Annotated in this window: 17 protein-coding genes and 1 tRNA gene; 13 read left to right on the forward strand and 5 right to left on the reverse strand. The window is 60.3% G+C overall.

What is annotated here, in order from left to right; translation table 11 throughout:
- Positions 1-175: 175 nt before the first annotated feature.
- The 5 genes from GTZ99_RS14445 to GTZ99_RS14465 all read left to right on the forward strand — a co-directional run bounded on the left by GTZ99_RS14445 (position 176) and on the right by GTZ99_RS14465 (position 11,198).
- Complete coding sequence (locus GTZ99_RS14445) at positions 176-5,083, forward strand: DEAD/DEAH box helicase (RefSeq protein WP_161720129.1); 4,908 nt, start codon at positions 176-178, stop codon at positions 5,081-5,083.
- A gap of 10 nt (positions 5,084-5,093) precedes the next feature.
- On the forward strand, positions 5,094-8,429 hold the full coding sequence (locus tag GTZ99_RS14450; protein ID WP_161720131.1) for an AAA domain-containing protein: 3,336 nt from the start codon (positions 5,094-5,096) through the stop codon (positions 8,427-8,429).
- A 19-nt stretch (positions 8,430-8,448) separates the two neighbouring features.
- Complete coding sequence (locus tag GTZ99_RS14455; protein WP_201742554.1) at positions 8,449-9,477, forward strand: restriction endonuclease; 1,029 nt, start codon at positions 8,449-8,451, stop codon at positions 9,475-9,477.
- A 136-nt stretch (positions 9,478-9,613) separates the two neighbouring features.
- A complete protein-coding gene (locus tag GTZ99_RS14460; protein WP_161720133.1) occupies positions 9,614-10,690 on the forward strand; it encodes a DUF262 domain-containing protein in 1,077 nt (358 codons plus the stop codon).
- Positions 10,677-11,198, forward strand: coding sequence for a HEPN domain-containing protein (locus tag GTZ99_RS14465; protein ID WP_161720135.1), 522 nt, complete (start codon positions 10,677-10,679; stop codon positions 11,196-11,198). Before GTZ99_RS14460 ends, GTZ99_RS14465 begins: the two co-directional genes overlap by 14 nt.
- A gap of 9 nt (positions 11,199-11,207) precedes the next feature.
- Here GTZ99_RS14465 and GTZ99_RS14470 read toward each other — a convergent pair whose 3' ends face one another.
- Positions 11,208-11,435, reverse strand: coding sequence for a helix-turn-helix domain-containing protein (locus GTZ99_RS14470; RefSeq protein ID WP_227711398.1), 228 nt, complete (start codon positions 11,433-11,435; stop codon positions 11,208-11,210).
- Between the two features lie 213 nt (positions 11,436-11,648).
- A complete protein-coding gene (locus GTZ99_RS14475) occupies positions 11,649-12,731 on the reverse strand; it encodes a transposase (protein ID WP_406818601.1) in 1,083 nt (360 codons plus the stop codon).
- A 123-nt stretch (positions 12,732-12,854) separates the two neighbouring features.
- Between GTZ99_RS14475 and GTZ99_RS14480 the strand changes: the two genes are divergently transcribed.
- Together GTZ99_RS14480 and GTZ99_RS14485 are read left to right on the forward strand one after the other, a co-directional pair.
- Positions 12,855-13,745, forward strand: coding sequence for a hypothetical protein (locus GTZ99_RS14480; RefSeq protein WP_161720139.1), 891 nt, complete (start codon positions 12,855-12,857; stop codon positions 13,743-13,745).
- An 18-nt stretch (positions 13,746-13,763) separates the two neighbouring features.
- Positions 13,764-14,225: a hypothetical protein gene (locus GTZ99_RS14485; RefSeq protein WP_161720141.1), complete on the forward strand. Its 462-nt coding sequence runs from the start codon at positions 13,764-13,766 to the stop codon at positions 14,223-14,225.
- Positions 14,226-14,463: 238 nt separating this feature from the next.
- On the opposite strand, the gene GTZ99_RS14490 is transcribed toward GTZ99_RS14485, so the two are convergent.
- Positions 14,464-14,539 (reverse strand) — tRNA-Thr (locus tag GTZ99_RS14490).
- A gap of 237 nt (positions 14,540-14,776) precedes the next feature.
- Between GTZ99_RS14490 and GTZ99_RS14495 the strand changes: the two genes are divergently transcribed.
- Entirely contained in the window at positions 14,777-14,971 is a 195-nt protein-coding gene (locus GTZ99_RS14495) for a hypothetical protein (RefSeq protein ID WP_161720143.1), read from the forward strand.
- A 22-nt stretch (positions 14,972-14,993) separates the two neighbouring features.
- Here the strand turns inward: GTZ99_RS14495 and GTZ99_RS14500 are convergent, their stop codons facing one another.
- Complete coding sequence (locus tag GTZ99_RS14500; protein ID WP_161720145.1) at positions 14,994-15,458, reverse strand: low molecular weight protein-tyrosine-phosphatase; 465 nt, start codon at positions 15,456-15,458, stop codon at positions 14,994-14,996.
- 322 nt (positions 15,459-15,780) lie between these two features.
- On the opposite strand from GTZ99_RS14500, the gene GTZ99_RS14505 reads away from it, so the two are divergent.
- The 5 genes from GTZ99_RS14505 (at position 15,781) to GTZ99_RS14525 (ending at position 18,562) form a co-directional block, all read left to right on the forward strand.
- Positions 15,781-16,197 carry a group III truncated hemoglobin gene (locus GTZ99_RS14505; RefSeq protein WP_320076691.1) on the forward strand — a complete coding sequence of 139 codons (417 nt, stop codon included), beginning with the start codon at positions 15,781-15,783 and terminating at the stop codon, positions 16,195-16,197.
- Positions 16,194-16,763, forward strand: coding sequence for a hypothetical protein (locus GTZ99_RS14510; protein WP_161720147.1), 570 nt, complete (start codon positions 16,194-16,196; stop codon positions 16,761-16,763). The genes GTZ99_RS14505 and GTZ99_RS14510 overlap by 4 nt, the downstream gene beginning before the upstream one ends.
- 104 nt (positions 16,764-16,867) lie before the next feature.
- Positions 16,868-17,323, forward strand: a complete 456-nt coding sequence (locus GTZ99_RS14515; RefSeq protein WP_161720149.1) for a Dps family protein — start codon at positions 16,868-16,870, stop codon at positions 17,321-17,323.
- A gap of 106 nt (positions 17,324-17,429) precedes the next feature.
- Positions 17,430-18,059: a 6-phosphogluconolactonase gene (locus tag GTZ99_RS14520; protein WP_161720151.1), complete on the forward strand. Its 630-nt coding sequence runs from the start codon at positions 17,430-17,432 to the stop codon at positions 18,057-18,059.
- On the forward strand, positions 18,047-18,562 hold the full coding sequence (locus GTZ99_RS14525) for an NUDIX domain-containing protein (RefSeq protein ID WP_320076692.1): 516 nt from the start codon (positions 18,047-18,049) through the stop codon (positions 18,560-18,562). The genes GTZ99_RS14520 and GTZ99_RS14525 overlap by 13 nt, the downstream gene beginning before the upstream one ends.
- Here the strand turns inward: GTZ99_RS14525 and dinB are convergent.
- Positions 18,544-19,686 (reverse strand): DNA polymerase IV, encoded by a 1,143-nt coding sequence (gene dinB / locus GTZ99_RS14530; protein WP_161720153.1) that lies wholly within the window; start codon positions 19,684-19,686, stop codon positions 18,544-18,546. The genes GTZ99_RS14525 and dinB overlap by 19 nt on opposite strands.
- Between the last annotated feature and the right edge of the window lie 69 nt (positions 19,687-19,755).

Here is a 19,755-nt window from a genome sequence, read left to right on the forward strand (position 1 = left end):
GGCGTAACAACTCTCCCAAATCTCCTGTTAGGCAGAACACTTCGCGCACGCGCGCGAGGAAAAGCAGTTTTCCCCAAGCGGTTGATTTTTCCCGTGCCCAGCCTCAGGACTGCAATTCGCCATCTCGAACGTGTTTCGTTGCTGGCGGGAATGAATGTTTGTTTTGGGGGCCTTGATGACCACGCCGCTTCGCCAGCTTCTTGCGCAATTCCGGGAAGCTTCCCGCACCGAACGCGAGAAGGGCAATTATTTTGAGCGGCTGGCTGTGGCCTTCATCAAACACGATCCCGGTATGGGGCAGGAGTATGAGGACGCTTGGCTCTATACCGATTGGGCCAAGGCGCATGGCGTGGCGGCCAATGACATTGGCGTGGACGCTGTGGCCAAGATCAGGGGCGAGGACAACTTCTGCGCCATTCAGTGCAAATTCTACGCGGAGGGGCGAAGCATCCCCAAGGGCGAGCTAGACAAGTTCCTCAGCGCCTGCGGCATGAAGTGGTTTTCGCGCGGCCTCATCATCGAAACCACCGGCATGGATTTCACCGCCAACGCCACCGCGCTGTTCGATGACCTCAACGTGACCACCCTGGGCCTGGACCGGCTGGAGGATAGCCCGCTGGATTGGGCCGCGTGGTTCCAGCGCGATGAAGTGAAGGTTGCTGCCCCCAAGCAGTTGCGCCCCCACCAGGAGCAAGCGCTAGCCGCCGTGCGTGACGGGCTGGCCGAGGCGGACCGGGGCAAGCTCATCATGGCTTGCGGCACCGGCAAGACCTTCACCGGCCTCAAGATCGCTGAGGCCATGGTGGGCGCGGGTGGCGTGGCGCTGGTGCTGGTGCCCTCGCTGGCGCTGATGAGCCAGACCATCCGCGAATGGACCATAGACAGCGCCACCCCGCTGCGATCCTTTGCCGTCTGTTCGGACGCTCAGGTGGGCAAGCGCCGCCGCAATGCCGATGACGTGATGGAGGTGGAGCTCCATGACCTGGATTACCCGGCCACCACCAACGCGGTGAAGCTGGCCAGCCGCGCGGGGCACCCGGCGCCGGACCGCATGACCGTGGTGTTTTCCACCTACCAGTCCATCCAGGTCATCAGCGACGCCCAGAAGCTCCACGGCTTCCCGGAATTTGACCTGATCATTTGCGATGAGGCCCACCGGACAACGGGTGCCACATTGGCAGGTGAGGACGAAAGCAACTTCGTCAAAATCCACAACCAGGACTTCATCGCGGGCCGTAAGCGCATCTACATGACCGCCACGCCCCGCGTGTTCGGGGATGCGGTGAAGGCCAAGGCCAACGAGGCCTCTGCCGAATTGGCATCCATGGATGATGAGGCGCTTTACGGCAAAACGCTGTTTACGCGCGGCTTTGGCTGGGCGGTGGAGAATGGCCTCCTCACCGATTACAAGGTGCTGGTGCTGGCCGTGGATGAGGCCATGGTGAGCAGCGGCGTGCAAAACCGCCTGGCGGACGGTGGTAGCGAACTCAAGCTAGACGACGCCACCAAGATTATCGGCTGCTACAAGGCCCTGATCAAATCCGGCCTCAAGGAGGAGCTGGCGGGCGATGGCCAGCCGATGCGCCGGGCTCTGGCCTTCTGCAAGGACATTGCCGCCTCCAAGCTCATCCGCACCGAATTTCAGGCCGTGGTCAGCGAATATCTGGCTTCCGATGAAGGCCAGGCCGCGCTGGGCGATACCGACCCGCTGACCTGCGACCTCCACCACGTTGACGGCACCATGGGCGCCAAGGAACGCAATTTCCACCTGGACTGGCTCAAGGAGGATGACCAGGAAGCGTGCCGCATCCTCAGCAACGCCCGCTGCCTTTCCGAGGGCGTGGACGTGCCCGCGCTGGACGCCATCCTGTTCATGCACCCCCGCAAGAGCCAGATTGACGTTGTGCAGTCGGTGGGCCGCGTGATGCGCCGGGCCGAGGGCAAGCATATGGGCTATGTCATCCTGCCCATCGGCGTCCCGGCTGGCATGACGCCGGAGGAGGCGCTAAACGACAACGAGCGCTACAAGGTGGTGTGGCAAATCCTCAACGCGCTGCGGTCCCATGACGAGCGCTTTGATGCGGTGATCAACCGTGCGGACCTGGGCGTGGACGTGAGCGACCACATTGAGGTCATCGCCGTCAGCGACAAGCTCCCCACCCGCAAGAAGGCGGAAAAGGCCAGCATAGGCATCGGCCAGGGTGGTGCCAGCCGCGATGAGGGCGAGCGTTCCGATGGCGACAGCAAGCCCCAGGCGGCGCCCGAATTCCAGACCGCCTTTGCCTTCGATGAATTTTCCAAGGCCATCATGGCCAAAATCGTGCGCAAATGCGGCCGCCGGGACTATTGGGAGAACTGGGCGGGCGACATTGCCAAGATCGCCCAGACCCATATCAACCGCATCACTGGCCTTGTGGCCAAGCCCGACACGCCCGAGCGCGCGGCGTTTGACGGCTTCCTGGCGGAAATTCGGGACGACCTCAACGAGAGTGTGACCGAGGTGGAGGCCATCGAAATGTTGGCCCAGCACCTCATCACCAAGCCGGTGTTTGACGCGCTGTTCCAGGGCTACAGCTTTGCCGAGGCCAATCCCGTGTCGCGCGCCATGCAGGCGGTGCTGGAGGCCTTGAACGCCCACAATATCGACAAGGAAGCCGCCAGCCTGGAGGACTTCTACAAGAGCGTGCGCCGCCGCGCGGCTGGCATCAAGGAGGATGACGCCAAGCAGCGCATCATCGTTGAGCTCTATGACAAGTTTTTCCGCAACGCCTTCCCCAAGATGACCGAGCGGCTGGGCATCGTTTACACCCCCGTGGAGGTGGTGGACTTCATCCTCCATTCCGTGAACGAGCTGTTGCAGTCCGAATTCGGCCAGACGCTGGGCAGCGAGGGCGTGCATATCCTGGACCCCTTCACGGGCACCGGCACTTTCATCACCCGGCTCATCCAATCGGGCTTGATCAAGCCCGAGGAGCTGCCCCGCAAGTTCGCCAGCGAAATCCACGCCAACGAGATTGTCTTGCTGGCCTACTACATCGCGGCCATCAACATTGAGGCCGCATACCACGGCGCCGTGGGCGGCGAATACCAGGCCTTTGACGGCATCTGCCTGACCGACACGTTCCAGCTCTATGAGCAGGAAAAGGACCTTATCGCCCACCTGATGCCCGAGAACAGCAACCGGCGCACCCGTCAAAAGGCGCTGCCCGTGCGCGTGATCATCGGCAACCCGCCGTATTCGGTGGGCCAGGGCAGCGCCAACGATAATGCTGCCAATGTGGCATACCCGGCGTTGGACGGCCGCATTCGAGAGACTTATGCAGCGCGTTCAACAGGCAACCCCCGTAGCCTCTACGACAGTTACATCCGTGCCATCCGCTGGGCCAGTGATCGCATCGGAGACGCCGGTGTAGTGGCCTACGTTTCAAATGCAGGCTGGCTAGAGGGCACTGCGGCTGACGGGCTCCGTCAGTGCCTGGTAGATGAGTTTGCAAACATCCATGTTTTGCACCTTCGTGGTAATCAACGCACTTCAGGCGAAACATCCCGGCGCGAAGGCGGTAAGATTTTTGGCAGCGGGAGCCGCACCCCGGTAGCGATTACCTTGCTGGTAAAGAACCCTGACGCGAAAGCGCGCGGGCAAATCCACTTCCATGATATTGGCGATTATCTGACCCGGGAGCAAAAGCTAGCCATCGTTCGCCGCTTTGGCAGTATCGGCGGCATATCGAAGGCTGGCCAGTGGCAGGAAATTACCCCTGATGAGCATGGGGATTGGCTCGGGCAGCGCGATAAATCCTTCGATGCCTTTATCCCTATGGGTGATAAAGATAGCAAGAATAGCACAGCGATATTTGATAACTATTCAAGAGGCATTGAAACGGGGCGCGATGCTTGGTGCTATAATAGCAGCCGTGCCGTAGTGAATAAAAATATGCGCTCAATGATAAATTTTTACAACGCTGAATTAGCTCGATTTGATGAAGCCATCCCCAGGAGCAACCGCAAGCTCCGGGAGCAAGAGGTGAACGGCTTCATTAATACAGACCCCACGAAGATTAGCTGGAGTTATTGGCTGAAAGGCGACTTGGCGAAAGGGTGCGAGTTTTCATTCGATGAAAGCGGGATCACTCACGGAATATACAGGCCTTTCAGCAAGCAATATGTCTATTACAACCGAGACATGAATAACATTCTCTATCAAATGCCCAAAATTTTCCCGATGGGATTGGAGCATGATAATAAGGTTATCAGCCTCCCCAACAAGGGAGAAGATCGGGCGTTTTCTGTTATTATGGCGAATGCTCTGCCTGATTTGCACTTAGTCCACGGTGGTCAATGCTTCCCCCGCTACCTCTACGACACCGCCCCGGAACCGGCTGGTGATGAGGCTCAGGGCGGGCTGTTTGCCGCTGCGCCAGCCGCTCAAGGTGGCCGCCGGGATGCTATCACCGATGCCGGGCTGGCGCATTTCCAGGCCGCCTATCCGGGTGAGGCCATCACCAAGGACGACCTGTTCTACTACACCTACGGTTTGCTCCATTCCGAGGAATACCGGGAGCGCTTCGCGGACAACCTCTCCAAGCAGCTCCCCCGCATCCCGGCGGTGAAGCGCTATGAGGACTTCCGCGCCTTTGTGGATGCTGGGCGGCGCCTGGCCGACCTGCACTGTGACTATGACGCGGTGGAGCCGTTCCCCGTGAACATCGCCCAGGGCGACCTGCGGCTGGCCACAATCCCGGACCCCGTGGCGTTCTACCGCGTGGAGAAAATGAAGTTTGGCGGCAAGCGCCCCGCCCAGGACAAGGGCACGGTGATCTACAACGCCAACATCACCATCACCGGCATTCCGCTGGAGGCCTACGACTACGTGGTCAACGGCAAGCCAGCCTTGGAATGGGTGATGGAGCGCCAGGGCGTGAAGGTGGACAAGGCCAGCGGCATCACTTGGGACGCGAACGCCTACGCCAACGAAACCATGGGCGACCCGGCCTACCCGCTCAAACTGTTCCAGCGCGTGGTCACGGTTAGCCTGGAAACCATGAAAATCGTGCGGGCACTGCCCCGGTTGGAGATTGGGTAAGGCGCCGGACATGAGCTTGAAAGATCAGATTGTTGCAGAGCTCAAGGCCAAGCCCAATCAGAAGGCTGACGCGCTGGCGCGCGCCCTTGGCGTGGATAGAGCCTTGGTCAACAAGGCGCTGTATGGTGCCTTGAAGGGCCTGGTTGCCCAGGATCGCGCATACCGTTGGGCTTTGGTGGACAGTGCCCCCAAGGGGCCTGCTGGTGGCGCGCCAGAGGGACCTGCCTTTGCAAACACAGACTTAGCTCGACTATGCCGTTACTACCTTGCGTGCCTGGGCTATGATGACACTGGCGTTTCCACCTTCCTGACCTCGAAGTTTGGCGACCCCGATTATATCGAGTTGCGAGCACTGCCGCATTCTGCTGACGACTTTGCCGAGAGCGAGGCGGCGCGGCGGATGCTTGGGCGCAAACGTGCTGAGCAGGGGCGCTATGGGCTCTATTTTGGCTACCCCACCCATGTCTCCCACCTTCGCTCGAAAAAATCGGGGTGGGAAGGTTTCATGGTGGAACCCATCCTGCTTTTCCCGATAGAACACGACAAGTCTGGGCGCATGTCTGTAGACTTGGCCTATCCCATCATCAATCAAAAGCCGTTCCAGGCATTCACGAATGCGGAGCGCGACATGATGATGAATGAGCTGGTCCAACTGGAACAGGAGCTGGGCATCGGTGAAGCCGATGCCCGGATAGACGTTGATGAAATGGCGATGCGCTTGCAGGCTGTGCGCCCAGAGTGGCCGTGGCGTGAGGACATTGAACCGGACGCGATAGGCGCAAGCCGCCCGCCAATGAGCGAAATAGACGAGCCCGGCATTCATAATCGGGCCGTCATTATCATGGCGGAGAAGTCGCCCTTCACCCAGGGGCTGGAAAAGGAACTCCGCGACCTGGCAAGCCTGCCTGAGCAGAGCTACGCAAACACCGCTCTTGGCCGATGGATCAAAAACACGGCTCCCGAAAATCCAGAGACCGCGCAATCGGTCCCGGTCCTGCAAGTGCTGCCCATGAATTCGGAGCAGCGTCAGGCGGTAGCAACCGCACTGAGCGCCCCTGTGACCATCATCACCGGCCCGCCTGGGACAGGCAAATCGCAGGTTGTCACCAACTTGCTGATCAATGCAGCATGGTCTGGCAAGCGGGTCCTGTTTGCCAGCAAAAACAACAAGGCCGTTGATGTTGTCGAAACCCGCGTGAACGCCCTGGGATCGCGCCCAGTGTTGTTGCGCGTGGGATCGCAGGCCTACCAGGCGCGGCTGGCAGAATATGTTTTAGCTCTTCTATCCTCTACGACCAGCCCATCTGAACAAGCGGAGTTCAAAGAGGCCCAAGCAATCCATCTGCGGTTGATTGCCGAACATGATCGCCTGGCCAATGAGACTGGCCGCCTGATCGAATTGCGCAACCAAATTGACCAAGCTGAGCAAGTGGCTGAATTCGCCAGGCAGCGCCTGGGGGCCAAGCTCTTTGCAGAGAGCCCGGCATTTGACCTTGCAAGTTTGAAAGCCCAGTTGTCCGCCATTGCGGTGGCTGCGGCTCGCGCGGATCGTTCCGGCGCTCCCGCCATCGTGCGCGCACTTTGGCCGCTGTTTCGCTCTGGACGTTTCCATGCGCTTCGCAGTGCGGCGGCGGCATCATCATCCATGTTTGCAGCCATAGGGATAGATTGGCCAGCCGGGCCCACGTGTGATGCAGAGTGTGGGGCATGGGCCACGGCGTTGGAGGCCACGAGCCAGAGGCTGGAAGATCTGGAAAAGGCAGCTAGCTACCTAACGGCCCTGAGAGCGCTTCAAGCCAGCCGCCCCCTAGAAGCGATTGCCCGCGATGAGAAAGCGGTGCAGGACCGCATAGCGCGACAATCCCAGATGTTATGGAAACTCTGGCTTCGGTTACAACCTTCGCAATTGTCGGCGGCGGATCGACAGAAGCTGGGGAAATACACGTCCATTCTGAAAATGGTGATGGAAGCCGGAGGCGACGGTCAGCTCACCAAGCAGGTCTATGCTAAATACAATGCCATGCTCAGGGAGGTCTCCCACCTTTTGCCGTGCTGGGCGGTCACGTCACTATCAGCGCGCGGACGCATTCCTCTTGAAGCGGGCAACTTCGATATAGTGGTGTTCGATGAGGCCAGCCAGTGCGACATAGCATCGGCACTCCCTTTGCTTTATCGCGCAAAATCAGTCGTCATTATCGGGGACCCCAAACAGCTATCCCATATCAGCGGGCTCCAGCGTGGCCAAGACCAGGCCATGCTGGAAAAGTACGACCTGTTGGACACGTTCCCTCACTGGGCATATTCGCATCAATCGCTGTTCGGCCTGGGCACCACGCAGGTGGCCGGTCCCGGCGTGGTTAGCCTGGTTGACCATCACCGCTCTCACTCCGACATTATTTCCTTCTCAAACAAGGAATTTTACGAAGAGCGGCTCAGGGTAGCCACACGCTATGACGACCTGAAATCACCCAACAGGTCGGAGCCTGGTATCCGGTGGGTGGACGTTAAGGGGCAGGCGTCCCGCCCCGGCGGCGGCGGCGCGGTCAACCTTATTGAAGCAAAAGCAGTTGTGCAGGTGTTGCGCGATCTTGTGCTTCGTAACGGCTATCGGGGCAGCATTGGTGTGGTCACACCCTTCCGCGCGCAGGCCAATGCGATCACGCAGCTTGTCAACCAGGATAAAGAGTTGCTGCCGGTGCTGATCGCTAGAGGTTTCCTGGCTGACACCGTTCACAAATTCCAAGGAGATGAACGCGATGTGATGGTGTTCTCTCCGGTGGTTGCAAGCGGCCTGCCAGCCGGGGCGGAAGGCTTCCTCCGGTCCAATGGCAATTTGTTCAACGTGGCCATAACACGTGCCCGCGCCCAACTGATCGTGGTGGGCGACCGGGCAGGGTGTGCGTCCTCTAATATTGGCTACCTAGCCAGATTTGCCAATTATTCTACTGGGCTAGAGCAACAGGCCTTCCAGGACATTGAGCGCCGGGAAATTCAGCTCGGCCCTGTCTATCCGCCCGTCGCTAGGCCAGAGTTGGTTTCCGACTGGGAGCGCGAATTTTATGTGGCAGCATATACCGCAGGTTTAGCGCTTATTCCGCAGTATAATGTTGAAAAATATATCCTCGATTTCCTTTTGTGCGACGGGGATAGATTGCTTGCCATTGAAATTGACGGTGAACGGTATCACCGCAACTGGACCGGTGAGTTATGCCGCCGTGACCAAATCCGCAATCAACGCCTCATTGAGCTTGGCTATGACGTGATGCGTTTCTGGGTCTATGAAGTCAGGGACGATATGGCTGGCTGCCTTAACAAGCTGAGGCAATGGCAATCTGGCGCGGTGTAACAGAGCGAGGGGACTGATAATGACGCGCATTTGGGGCATTCATATGCCAGCCTGGGTGGGCGATGATCCGGTGGAAAAGGGCTGGGTCTATATCGGCTGGCCCGACCTAGGCGACATTTTCAAAATTCCCGCTAACCGCGAGGCCTTCAAGGAAGCGCTGGTAAAAGCCTACCCTGACAAAAAGCCTGGCTCTGTCCCGGTGGATGCGGGCACGCTGTATCGCTTCACCCATGAGGTGCAGGCGGGGGACTACATTGTCTATCCATCCAAGCACAACCGGATGGTCAACATTGGCCGGGTGACGGCGAAAATGGGGCACGAACCCGACCCCGAGCTAGGCGATGACGATCTGCCAAATTGGCGCGGTGTCGAGTGGCTGGGCCATCCATTCCCGCGTGACGAATTTAGCCAAGCCGCCCTCAACGAAATCGGCTCATTCATCACCCTGTTTTCCGTGCGAACCAATGGCGCGGAATTCCTGGCCAAGGTGGGCGTGGCGGCTGGCAAGACTGAGCCCGCCGCCGTGATTGAGGAAACGCCGCTCCCGGACGATGAGGTTTCGCAAAAGGCCACCCAGGTGGCCGAGGAGAGCACGGCGGACTTCATCATCCGGCGGCTCCATACGGAGCTGTCTGGATATGACTTCGAGGATTTTGTGGCGCACCTGATGGAGTGCATGGGGTATTATGCGCGCAAGACCCAGAAGTCTGGTGATGGCGGCGTGGACGTGATCGCCCATACGGACAAGCTGGGTTTCCAGCCGCCTATCGTCAAAATCCAATGCAAGCGCCAGACGGGCCAGATTGGAGAACAGTTGGTGAGCCAGTTGCTGGGCACCCTGGGCGAGGGTGAGTTTGCCCTGTTCGTGACGCTGGGATCATACTCTGCCCCCGCCCGCGCGAGGGAGCGGAACACGCCCCGCCTACGGCTGGTGGACGGGGAGCAACTGGTGGAAATGATCCAAGCCGCCTATCCGAAAATGTCCCCCCGCTACCGGCGCATCCTGCCACTCAAGCAGATTTATGTGCCGGACCTGACGGGGGAGTGATAGGTTTACGGAATCGAGCGGCTGAATAAAAGCCGTTGCTCAAGAGTAAGTCGGGCACCATTCACTCGGCTTGATAGCAATTTAGCAATGCGAAATTGGGACCAATACCCAACTTGGAATACGGTCAGGAGACGTTATGGAAATCGACGAAGTAGAGCTCCAGATTGAGGAAGAAAACGACGAAGCCCCGCTCGTTGAGTTTGATATTTCTGTCTCTCCGGCGGACCCTACCCTCGAACTACTAGCAGACAAAGTTGGCAAGAAGGATATAATTGTTCCCTTCTATCAAAGAAAATATGTTTGGAAAATCGAGCAAGCATCAAAGCTTATCGAATCTTTTTTGATGGGACTACCCGTTCCCCAAGTTTTCCTTTATGTGAATGAGGAAGATCAATTGGAAATAATTGACGGACAACAGCGCATTATGTCCGTCAAATATTTCTTTGAGGGCTACTTTGGCGAAGCTGGACCGGACGGAAGACGCCAGATATTTCGGCTAAAGGGGCTCGCAGAACGCTCAGACTACAACGGCAAGACCTTTGAAGAACTCTCCCTGAGGGACCAGAGGCGCCTCAGAAACACATCGCTTCGGGCAATCCATATCAAGCAACTCAAGCCGAGCACCAGAAACGACAGCGTGTTCCATATTTTTGAACGGCTCAATACTGGGGGTACGCAACTCAAGCCCCAAGAAATCAGGAACGCAGTCTATCGTGGGCGTATCGTAGATGCGCTTAGGGATTTGAATAATAACCCTAAGTGGTTTAAAATACTTGGCACAAAATCGCCCGACAAAAATCAAAAAGATATTGAGATAATTCTTAGATTATTTGCTCTTTTTGAAATTTGGCCTCAATATGAAAAGCCAATGCTTAAATATCTTAACGAGCAAATGGCAAAATATCGTGAATTTTCCGATCAGAGGGCAGAGAAGTTCAAAAGGAGGTTCGCGGAGGTTGTATCTCTGGTTGCGGACAATTTGGAGAAGCCGTTTCGCCCCACCCGCGTAATCAATGCCGCTATGCTTGAGGGGGTGATGATCGCCCTGCTTGAGGATTCCTCAATCACCGCCGATCAGTTGAAGGCGCGTTATGCCGTATTGGAGGCGGACGATACCTTCACCAAATATCTGCGAGGTGCCACGACTGATACAATCACGGTACGCGAACGCATTAAGAGAGCGAAAGAGGTTCTTGGCCATGGCGCGAGCTGATCTTGACGCTCACTTTGCTAAAATTGATGAATTAACCGAAGAAATTGAGCGCATCGTTCCCACGGATGGGTATCAGAATGTCCAGTTCAGGTCTGACCTTGCCGGGCTATTGGTCGTGGCCATTGCCGCGACATATGAGTCTTGCGTGAAAGACGTTTTGTACGAGCGCGCACTCCGGCATCACGTTGCTTTTGGCGCGTTCGCGGAGAGAAATTTTGAAAAACTAAATAGTAGAATACAAATTAAGGATTTGAAAAAATACTGCCAGCTCTTTGGGTCTGGTGCTTTACAAAATGAATTCAGGGATCGCCTGAAAGAGCGGAAAGAAAAATTGCTGCAAAGGTCAGGAAAAAATATCGAAAATTGCTACGAACAAGTTCTGGAGTGGCGCCATGCTTTCGCTCACGCCATGGTGAGAAATCACACCATTGAGGAAGCGGTCAATACTCATAGGTGTGCCAAGCGCGTTCTGTATGTCTTTGATGAAGTAATATCAGGTTCGCAATAGGTATCGCGGTCAGTCGGCTTCCGGCTTTTTTAGTATTTCCGCTGGCGCCAACCTGAGCACCGTGGCCACGCGCACCAGCACCAAGAGGCTGGGGTTGCGCTTCCCCCGTTCGATGCCGCCCATGTAGGTGAGGTCAATTTCAGCATCCAAGGCCACCTGCTCTTGGGTCAAGCCGAGCTCCTGCCTGCGACGGCGAATGTTTCCCCCAACAATGGCCCGCCAGTCCTGCATGGCCATCAGGTTCAAGATCGGGCATATATTCTCTAGGGATTATAGCCCCTATTAACGAATTTCGGGCTAGCTGGAGACCCGCAAAAACCGGTTATTTTTCTGGGTGATCGAGCCGATGAGATGATGGAGAAGCAGGCAGGCACTGAAACGGCAGCGTTTTGGCCCTTGTCGGCGATCCTGAAGGGTAATTTCGCCGATTTCCTTGGATTTTAGGCAGATTCACCCCATGCATTCTCGACGCTCGTGGAAGATCAGTCTGTTGAAATTGTAGGCCAGGTTGCAAAGGGTGAGTTTCGCTTCGGCGCGGGCTAGGCCGATGGTGCGGATGAACAACCCGAACCGGTTCTTTTGATGAGCAAAGACGTGTTCGATATGGGCGCGGATCGAGGATTTGGCAGCATTGGCCCGCGCGGTTGCCCTCGACATTGCCTTGCCCATGGGTTTGCGCCGGTGGATGCGGGAGGTAAGCATTCGGTCTGACAACCACTTCTCGTTCTGCTTTGAGCGATAGGCGCTATCGGCCCAGACCTCGGAACAGGTGTTCCCTGTGCTGACGACCTGCCGGAGGAGACGCCCATCAGCCGCCGACGCCGAGGTCACCGCCATCTCCCGGATAAAGCCGAAACGCCGGTCGATGCTGATGTGGGATTTGTAGCCGAAGACCGGCAGGGCAATCATAGGCAGAGGCGTTCCATCCTCGCGATACCGGACTTTCCCCCCGATCTTGAGCGTCCAGCGCGCATCGATGTCTTTCTGCGCAGCCTTGTTCGGCTCGTTCGGCCAGATTTCCTTCGCGCTCTTCCCCGACTTGATCGCCTCGCGTTCACCTTCTGTGTTTCGCTGCTTGGGCGCAGGGACCAGCGAGGCATCCACAATCTGCCCTGACATCGGGATGTAGCCCTTCTTCTGGAGTTGCCAGTCAAAGGCCTTCATCACCCGCTTGAGCGTTCCAGTCTCGGTCAGGCGGTTGCGGAAATGCCGGATTGTGTTCTCATCAGGCGTGCGGTCCCCGAGCGACAGCCCCAGAAACCGCAACCAACTCAGCCGATCCCGGATCATGAACTCCATGCGCGCATCCGAGAGGTTGTGCTGCGCCTGCAAGATCAGGGCCTTGAACATCATCACCGGATCGAAGGGCGGGCGGCCCCCCTTGATACCATCACCGTAGCCCAGCCCCTCAACAAGCCAGGCGCGGAAGTACTCGAAGTCCACCGCCTGCTGCAAAACCTCCAGCGGATCGCCGTCCTTGCTCAAGGCTTCGAGATGCTCGCCCAAACTGAAAAGCGACTTCGGTTCCACCACGGCTCTCCATGATCGTTTCAGACCAATGAATCACCATAACCGTCTAAACGCCATCGGTTTTTGCGGGTCTCCAGCTGAGCGGACTGCGGCCCGGCGCCGCGCCGCTATGACCGAGGCAAGCCCATGTCGATATTCAGCAAGTCCACCGATTATGACGAAGCGAGCGAGGCAGAGCGCCAGCCGCGCAAGCGCTGGACTATCAAGAAAATCCTGTTGGCGGTCTTGGGCGGCTATATGGTGCTGGGCCTGTTCTCCATGATCCATGACCGCCTGCACACTCAAGAGGCCGACGCAGCAACCTATCCTGTGGCACCAGCCGCCAGCGCCCGCGATGATGCCTTGGCATTCCATCGGCAAATTGCCCAAGTCACCATGCAGTGCGAATTTGCGAGCGGCTCGCTCAACGTGGTGATGATGAGCAATGACCCCGTGGCCATCTACCAAGGCGCCAAGGCAGTGGACGCGGACTGCATCGGCATGTCGCGCAAGCTGGACGGGTTGGTAATTCCTCAAACGCTAGGCCGCGAAGTTGCTCAAGCTTATGCGGCTGCCCTCAAGCAATGTAAGTCCGCGTACCTGGACCGCTGGAGCATGGCCCACTCGCTGGAGGCCGCTCTGGATAGTGGCGGCAAGGTTTCCGCCTTAGCCGACTTGCGGCGCGATATGCGCGATTGGAAGAGCAGCAACAAGGCGTGCGAGGCAGCGGTACAGTCTGCGCCCGCGCCACTGGGAATTACCGAAGCTGATTTGTTCACCGCTCTGGGCAACGGCACCGGGCCTAACGGTTCTGTTGCAAGCACCACCCCTGATCTGGGGTTTGAAGGGCAGCCGTCGCCCGCCATCCGTGCATTGATCCACAAGCACCTAAGCTATTCTGCTGACTGCCAGACCGGTGAAGGAGAGCCAAATGCCTGTGCGTTGCGGGATCAGACGGCAGGACAATTGCACAGCGTGGGCTGGTGTTATGGTAGGCCAACCGATGTTGGCAGCGACAGCCGTTGGCACAGTTGCTGAGTTCCGGGGGCAAATCCAATGACCAGCCAAATCCCCGACGCCATCTATTACGAGGGCCGCCGCTGTAAGCTCATGGCCACGCCGCTGGAGGCCTATTTTGAGCAAGGTGCCCCCCGTCCCGAACTCGATTGCTCATACTCGGCCCTTTGGCGCGGATATATTGCCACGTGGCGGCTGGAGGGTGGACAGCTTTTCCTGGTGCATCTGAGGCCGGGGATGGCGGACGCGCCACGGCTGACGATTGGGACGCTCTTCCCCGGACAGGGCCGCAAGGTATTGGCTTCATGGTTCACGGGCCGCCTGCGCATTTCGGCTGGCCGCTGCCTGTCATCGCTGGGCGGCGGCTTTATGAGCGCTCATGAGCGTGAGGCGCTGGTGGACGTGCTGGAGGGGCGGGTTATTGCCGAGCGCACGCTGAACCTTGCCGCCATACCCATGCCCGCGTGGCCAGCCGAGGTCATGGGCGACGGGTGGGGGTAAATTTGGCGCTACGCCCAAAGCCCTTGCCATCCCGCCTCACCTGAGCGACAAACAGCCATCGCACCTGCCCGGCCTCTATCCACACGGATAAGCACATTGGGCGGGTCTTTTATTTTGGGGCGCAGATGCCTTGCCGGGCCGCCTACCGGCGACGGAAAGCCCAAATCCCATCTGGTGCTTACTAGAGGGGGTGTTTTTAGGGTTGGAAGGCCATCGCCTCATCTAAACCCTTGAAAAATGGTGCCGCTTACGTGACTCGAACACGTGACCCCATCATTACGAATGATGTGCTCTACCGACTGAGCTAAAGCGGCGTTCCGTGGTAGGAGGCGGCCTTTAGCCCTGAGGCCGCCCCGGTGCAAGGGGCTTTTGTCACTTTCTGGCCAACTTTGCCAAAGGGCGGGGAAAACAGCCAAAAATGCTTCCCAACCCCGCGCCGCGAACCGGGACGCACAGCCGATTTGCGGCGGATCAATGCGGCGCGGCAACAGTTTGGCACTGTGCGTTCAGACCGATAAACCAGAGCCGAATCGCAGAAAAAGGCAACGACCATGTCCGTTCGCTTGATGCTTGTGCTGTTCTCGATGATTGCCACCACGGTGATGGGCATGCTGGTTACCGGCGTGCTGGCCTATGGCCGTGCCGGCTCGCGCGAGATTCTGATCGCGGCCGCTGTCGGCTTTGTGCTGGCCATTCCGATCAGCTGGGCGGTGGCGCGCGGCATCACCGCCAAAACCGCCGCCTGATCCACCACGCGGTCCCGGCGTGTCACCCCCGCAGGCGTTGCACCAGCATCGCGGCGGCCAGTGACACATCGGCCCATGTTTCGGCAAAGTCGTCCGGCCCACCGTAATAGGGATCGGCCACCGGTTGTCCCGCGCGGCCAGGCACCAGATCCATCAACAGCCCCACCGATGCCGTCGCGTTGGCCGGGGTGATGGCCTGCAGATCCTTCAGATTGCTGTGGTCCAGCGCAAAGATGTAATCGAATCGGGTGAAGTCCTCGGCCCGGATCTGCCGCGCGCGGTAATCACCGATGGCCACGCCATGACGGCGCGCCTCGGCGATGGCGCGGCGGTCTGGGGGATCGCCCGCGTGCCAGCCGCCGGTGCCCGCCGAGTCCACCTCTACCGGCAAACGCGCGGCGTCGGCGGCGGCACGGAATGCGGCCTCGGCCAGGGGGGAGCGGCAGATATTGCCAAGGCAGACGAACAGGACAGAGGCAAGCGGCATGGCCAGCGCGATAGAGTGATCTGCCCGTTTGGCAAGTCCGCCATCGGCCGTCCATGCCCCAGAGCGAAACCCCAGACCCATGCGCTGGCCCGGGGCTTCGCCGCTTTCTCCTGCTGCGCGCCGACTGGCCTGCTAACAGTCGGATCGCGAGGCTGACGCTATCTCAATTCCCGCAGTAGACAAATCCCTTTCGACCATCTGACGCTGGGTTCGGACGAAGCGAAAGGCGCAGCACGGAAATGCCCCAAGGCGGCACGGTCGCACGCCCTTGCGCCGGAAAAGACCCTTTCCCGCGCAGCGCCAAGCGGATAGGGATTCGCCCGTGACTGACGCCCCTCGCCACCCGACCCAACTGCGCCATCCCGACATCGCCCGTCTGGTCGAAACCTTTTACGGCCGGGCGCGGGCCGATGCCCTGTTGGGCCCGGTGTTCGATGCGGTAGTGGCCGACTGGCCGCATCATTTCGCCGCGCTGACCGGGTTTTGGGCGGCACAATTGCGCGGGCGCGGCAGCTATCACGGACAGCCGATCGCCGTGCATCGCGCGCAGGCCCACCGCATCACCCCGGCCATGTTCGACCGCTGGCTGATGCTGTGGGATCACACCACGGCGCAGGTGATGAGCCCCCCCGACGCCGAGGCGCTACAGGCCCGCGCGCGGCGCATTGCCGCTGTGCTGCGCGGTGCGATGGCCGACACCCCGGCGTGGAGCGCCTGCCCCATGGGTGGTGGCACATGAACGGCACGCTTTACGCCCTGCTGGCCTGTTTTCTGTGCGGCATTGGCGCGCGCGACCAGATGCTGTTGGCGGCGTTGACGCATCGGCTGGGGCGGCACACGGGCGCGCTGCTGCTAGCCTGCGCGACATCGGCGCTGGCCAGCGGGCTTGCCGCGTGGGCATCCGAAGAGATCGGCGCGGTGATGACCTATCCGGCGCGGATGGTGCTGGCCTGTTTCGCGCTGGCGGCGGCGGGGGTGGAATCGCTGATGTTCCGCCCAAAGATCGCGATGAAGGAACCCACCCGCTCGCTGTTTGCCGCAGGGGTGGTGATGCTGGCCTATCAGGCGGCGGATGCGGCGCGCTTTCTGGTGCTGGCGATCACGCTGGCGACCTTTGCGCCGGTGCCCACCGCCGTGGGGGGCACGCTGGGAGCGTGGGCGGCGCTGTGGCTGGGCTATCTGGCGTCCGATGTCATGCTGCAACGCGAATCCGGCCTGACCCAGATCCGCCGCTGGGCGGGCGCGCTCCTGTTGGGCACGGGGGTGGGCATGGGCGTCTATATCTGGGTGGTGTTCGGCAAATAGCCCTGTCGATAATCGCCATTACCGATCACAGTCCGCACTTTCATTTGCGTGACCGATAATGCCCTTGGCGGTATATCCCGATGCAACACAGCGGGAGATCAAACATGCCCAATCACAACGCCACCGCCGCCCTGACCGACAGCCTGAATGGCCTGTTGGCCGATCTGTTCACGCTGTACCTGAAAACCAAGAATTTCCACTGGCATGTGCGCGGGCCGCAGTTCCGCGACCTGCACCTGTTGTTTGACGAACAGGCGGCGGAAATCTTTGCACTGACCGATATCGTGGCCGAACGGGTGCGCAAGAATGGCGCGCCGGCCCTGACCGGCATCGCCGCCATCGCGCAAAAGGCCCGCATCGCCGACCAGCCTCGCGCCGACCTGACCGCTGCCGAGATGATCGCCGAACTGCGCGATGACAACGCGACGCTGGTGGACGTCATCCGCGAGGTCAAGGCTGCCGCGACCGCCGCTGGCGACAATGCCACCGACGGCTTTGCCGATGACTGGACCGATCAGGCACAGCAGCGCCGCTGGTTCCTGGAGTCGACGCTGGGCTGACCGCGCATCCCCCTGCCGCGCGCCGCCCTTCCCAATGGACGGCTTGCGCCGCATAGCTTTGCGATGGCCTTTCCGGCGGGTGGGCGGGGGTGCTATGCCCCTGCCCATGACGCAAACAGCCGACATCCAGATCATCCCCGGCGCCAGTGACGCCGACATCGCCGCCGCCATCGCACAGCGCCTGCGCGCCGCATTGGCCGCCGGCGAAGGGCCGATCGCCATCACCATTCCGGGCGGATCCACGCCTTTTCCCATTCTGGCGCTGTTGGCGCAGATGGATCTGCCGTGGGGCCGCATCGCGGTGTGGCCGGGCGATGACCGCATCGTGGCCGAAGATCACCCCGCCAGCAACGTGGGCCGCATCCGCGCCGCGCTGGAGCCTTTGGGCGCGCAGGTGATCGCCCTGAGCGAAGACGCCGTGCCGCCGCATTTCGCGCTGGCATGGCTGGGGATGGGCAATGACGGGCATATCGCCTCGTTGTTTCCCAATACCGATCCCACCGCCAACGCCCCCGCCCGCATCATTCGCCTGACGCCCGATCCCCTGCCGCCAGAGGCCCCGTTTGACCGTCTGAGCATGACCATCCCGCTGTTGATCGCCAGTGACGGGCTGATGTTCGTCATCCGCGGCGATGACAAGCGCGCACTGTTCGAGGCCGCCGCCCGTGCCGAGCATGACCTGCCGGTAGCGCGACTGTTGGCGGTGGCTTCGGGCACGGTGCAGTGCTTCTGCTGATCGCGGAACGGGTGCTGGCGGCGTGTCCCGCGCCGCTGCACCGCACCGCCCTGCGCATGGCGCATGCCGTGCGCAAGGGCTGGTGGCGCCTGTACCGCCCCCAACTGACCGCTTGTCGGGTGCTGGCGCTGGATGCGGCGGGGCACGTGCTGCTGGTGCGGCACTCCTATGGATCGGGCAAATGGATGCTGCCGGGTGGCGGGATCAAATCCGGCGAAGACCCGATTGCATCAGCCCGGCGTGAATATGCCGAGGAAGTCGGCGGAGCCCTGCAAGGCTGTGCGCAGGTGGACGTGACGCGCGACATCTTTCACGGCGCGCCCAGCACGGTGCATGTCATTGTCGGGCTGGCCAGCGGCCCCGTGGCCCCTGACCGGCGCGAAATCGTGGTCGCCGCATTCCATGCCCCTGACGCCCTGCCCGAAGCGTTGGCCAGTGGGCTGGCCGAGGCCATCCCGCATTGGCTGGCGCTGTATCGCGCGGATCAGAACAGCTCCATTTGACCCGCGGGGGGTGGCGCGGACGCAGCGCTGGCCGATCCCGCGCCCGGCATTTCCAGCCCCGACAGCGTCAGCCCCATCAGCCGCGCCGGTTGCGGCAAAGGCAACAGCGCGTCCAGCAGACCACGGGCGATCTGGGCGAACTCGTCCGGTCCAGCCACCACCCGGTCCAGCGAGCGGGCATGGGTGCGCAAGGTGAAATCGGCCAGCCGCAGTTTCAGCGTGACGGTGCGCCCCTGCACGCCCGCCTTGGCAATGTCGCCCCAGACCAGTTCGATGATGCCCGCCAACGCCGCGCGCAAACCCGGCCCGCTGGAAATGTCGCGGTCAAAGGTGCGTTCGCCGCCCAGCGATTTGCGGCGGCGGTTGGCGCGCACCGGGCGCAGATCAATCCCCCGCACCGCACGGTAAAGGTAATCGGCCTGACTGCCGAAATGGTCACGCAAAAACGCCAGATCACGCGCGCGCAGATCCGCGCCGGTCTGGATTCCCAGCGCGGCCATCTTTTCCGCGCTGCGCGGGCCAACGCCATGGAACCGCCGCACCGGCAGGCCCGCGACAAAAGGCGCGCCGTCACCCGGACGGATGACGCACAGGCCATCGGGCTTGTTCTGGTCGCTGGCCAGTTTGGCCAGGAATTTGTTGTAGCTGACCCCCGCACTGGCCGTCAGCCCGGTGTCGGCGCGGATGCGGGCGCGGATCATCTCGGCCATGCGGGTGGCGCTGCCGATGCCCTGCAGGTCCTGCGTCACATCCAGATAGGCCTCGTCCAGCGAGAGCGGTTCGATCAAGGGCGTGAACTGGGCAAAGATGGCACGGATCTGGCGCGAGACGGTGCGATAGACCTCAAAACGCGGCGGGCAAAAGATCAGTTGCGGGCACAGGCGCGCCGCCGTGACGCTGGGCATGGCCGAGCGGACGCCGAATGTGCGCGCCTCATAGCTGGCCGCGGCCACCACGCCGCGCTGGCGCGATCCGCCCACCGCCACCGGCTTGCCCCGCAGGTCGGGATTGTCACGTTGTTCAACGCTGGCGAAAAAGGCATCCATGTCGATGTGGATGATCTTGCGCAGCCCCTGCGCTTCTTCGCGGTCATCATCGTCATCATGGGGGGCGGCCGAATCCATCCCCCCTTTATGCGCATTTGCCCCCGCCGCGCGAGAGGGCCTCGGCACGGCAGGGGCAAAAGGCGGGGA

It is taken from the genome of Novosphingobium ovatum (assembly GCF_009909235.1).
Classification (GTDB): Bacteria; Pseudomonadota; Alphaproteobacteria; order Sphingomonadales; family Sphingomonadaceae; genus Novosphingobium; species Novosphingobium ovatum.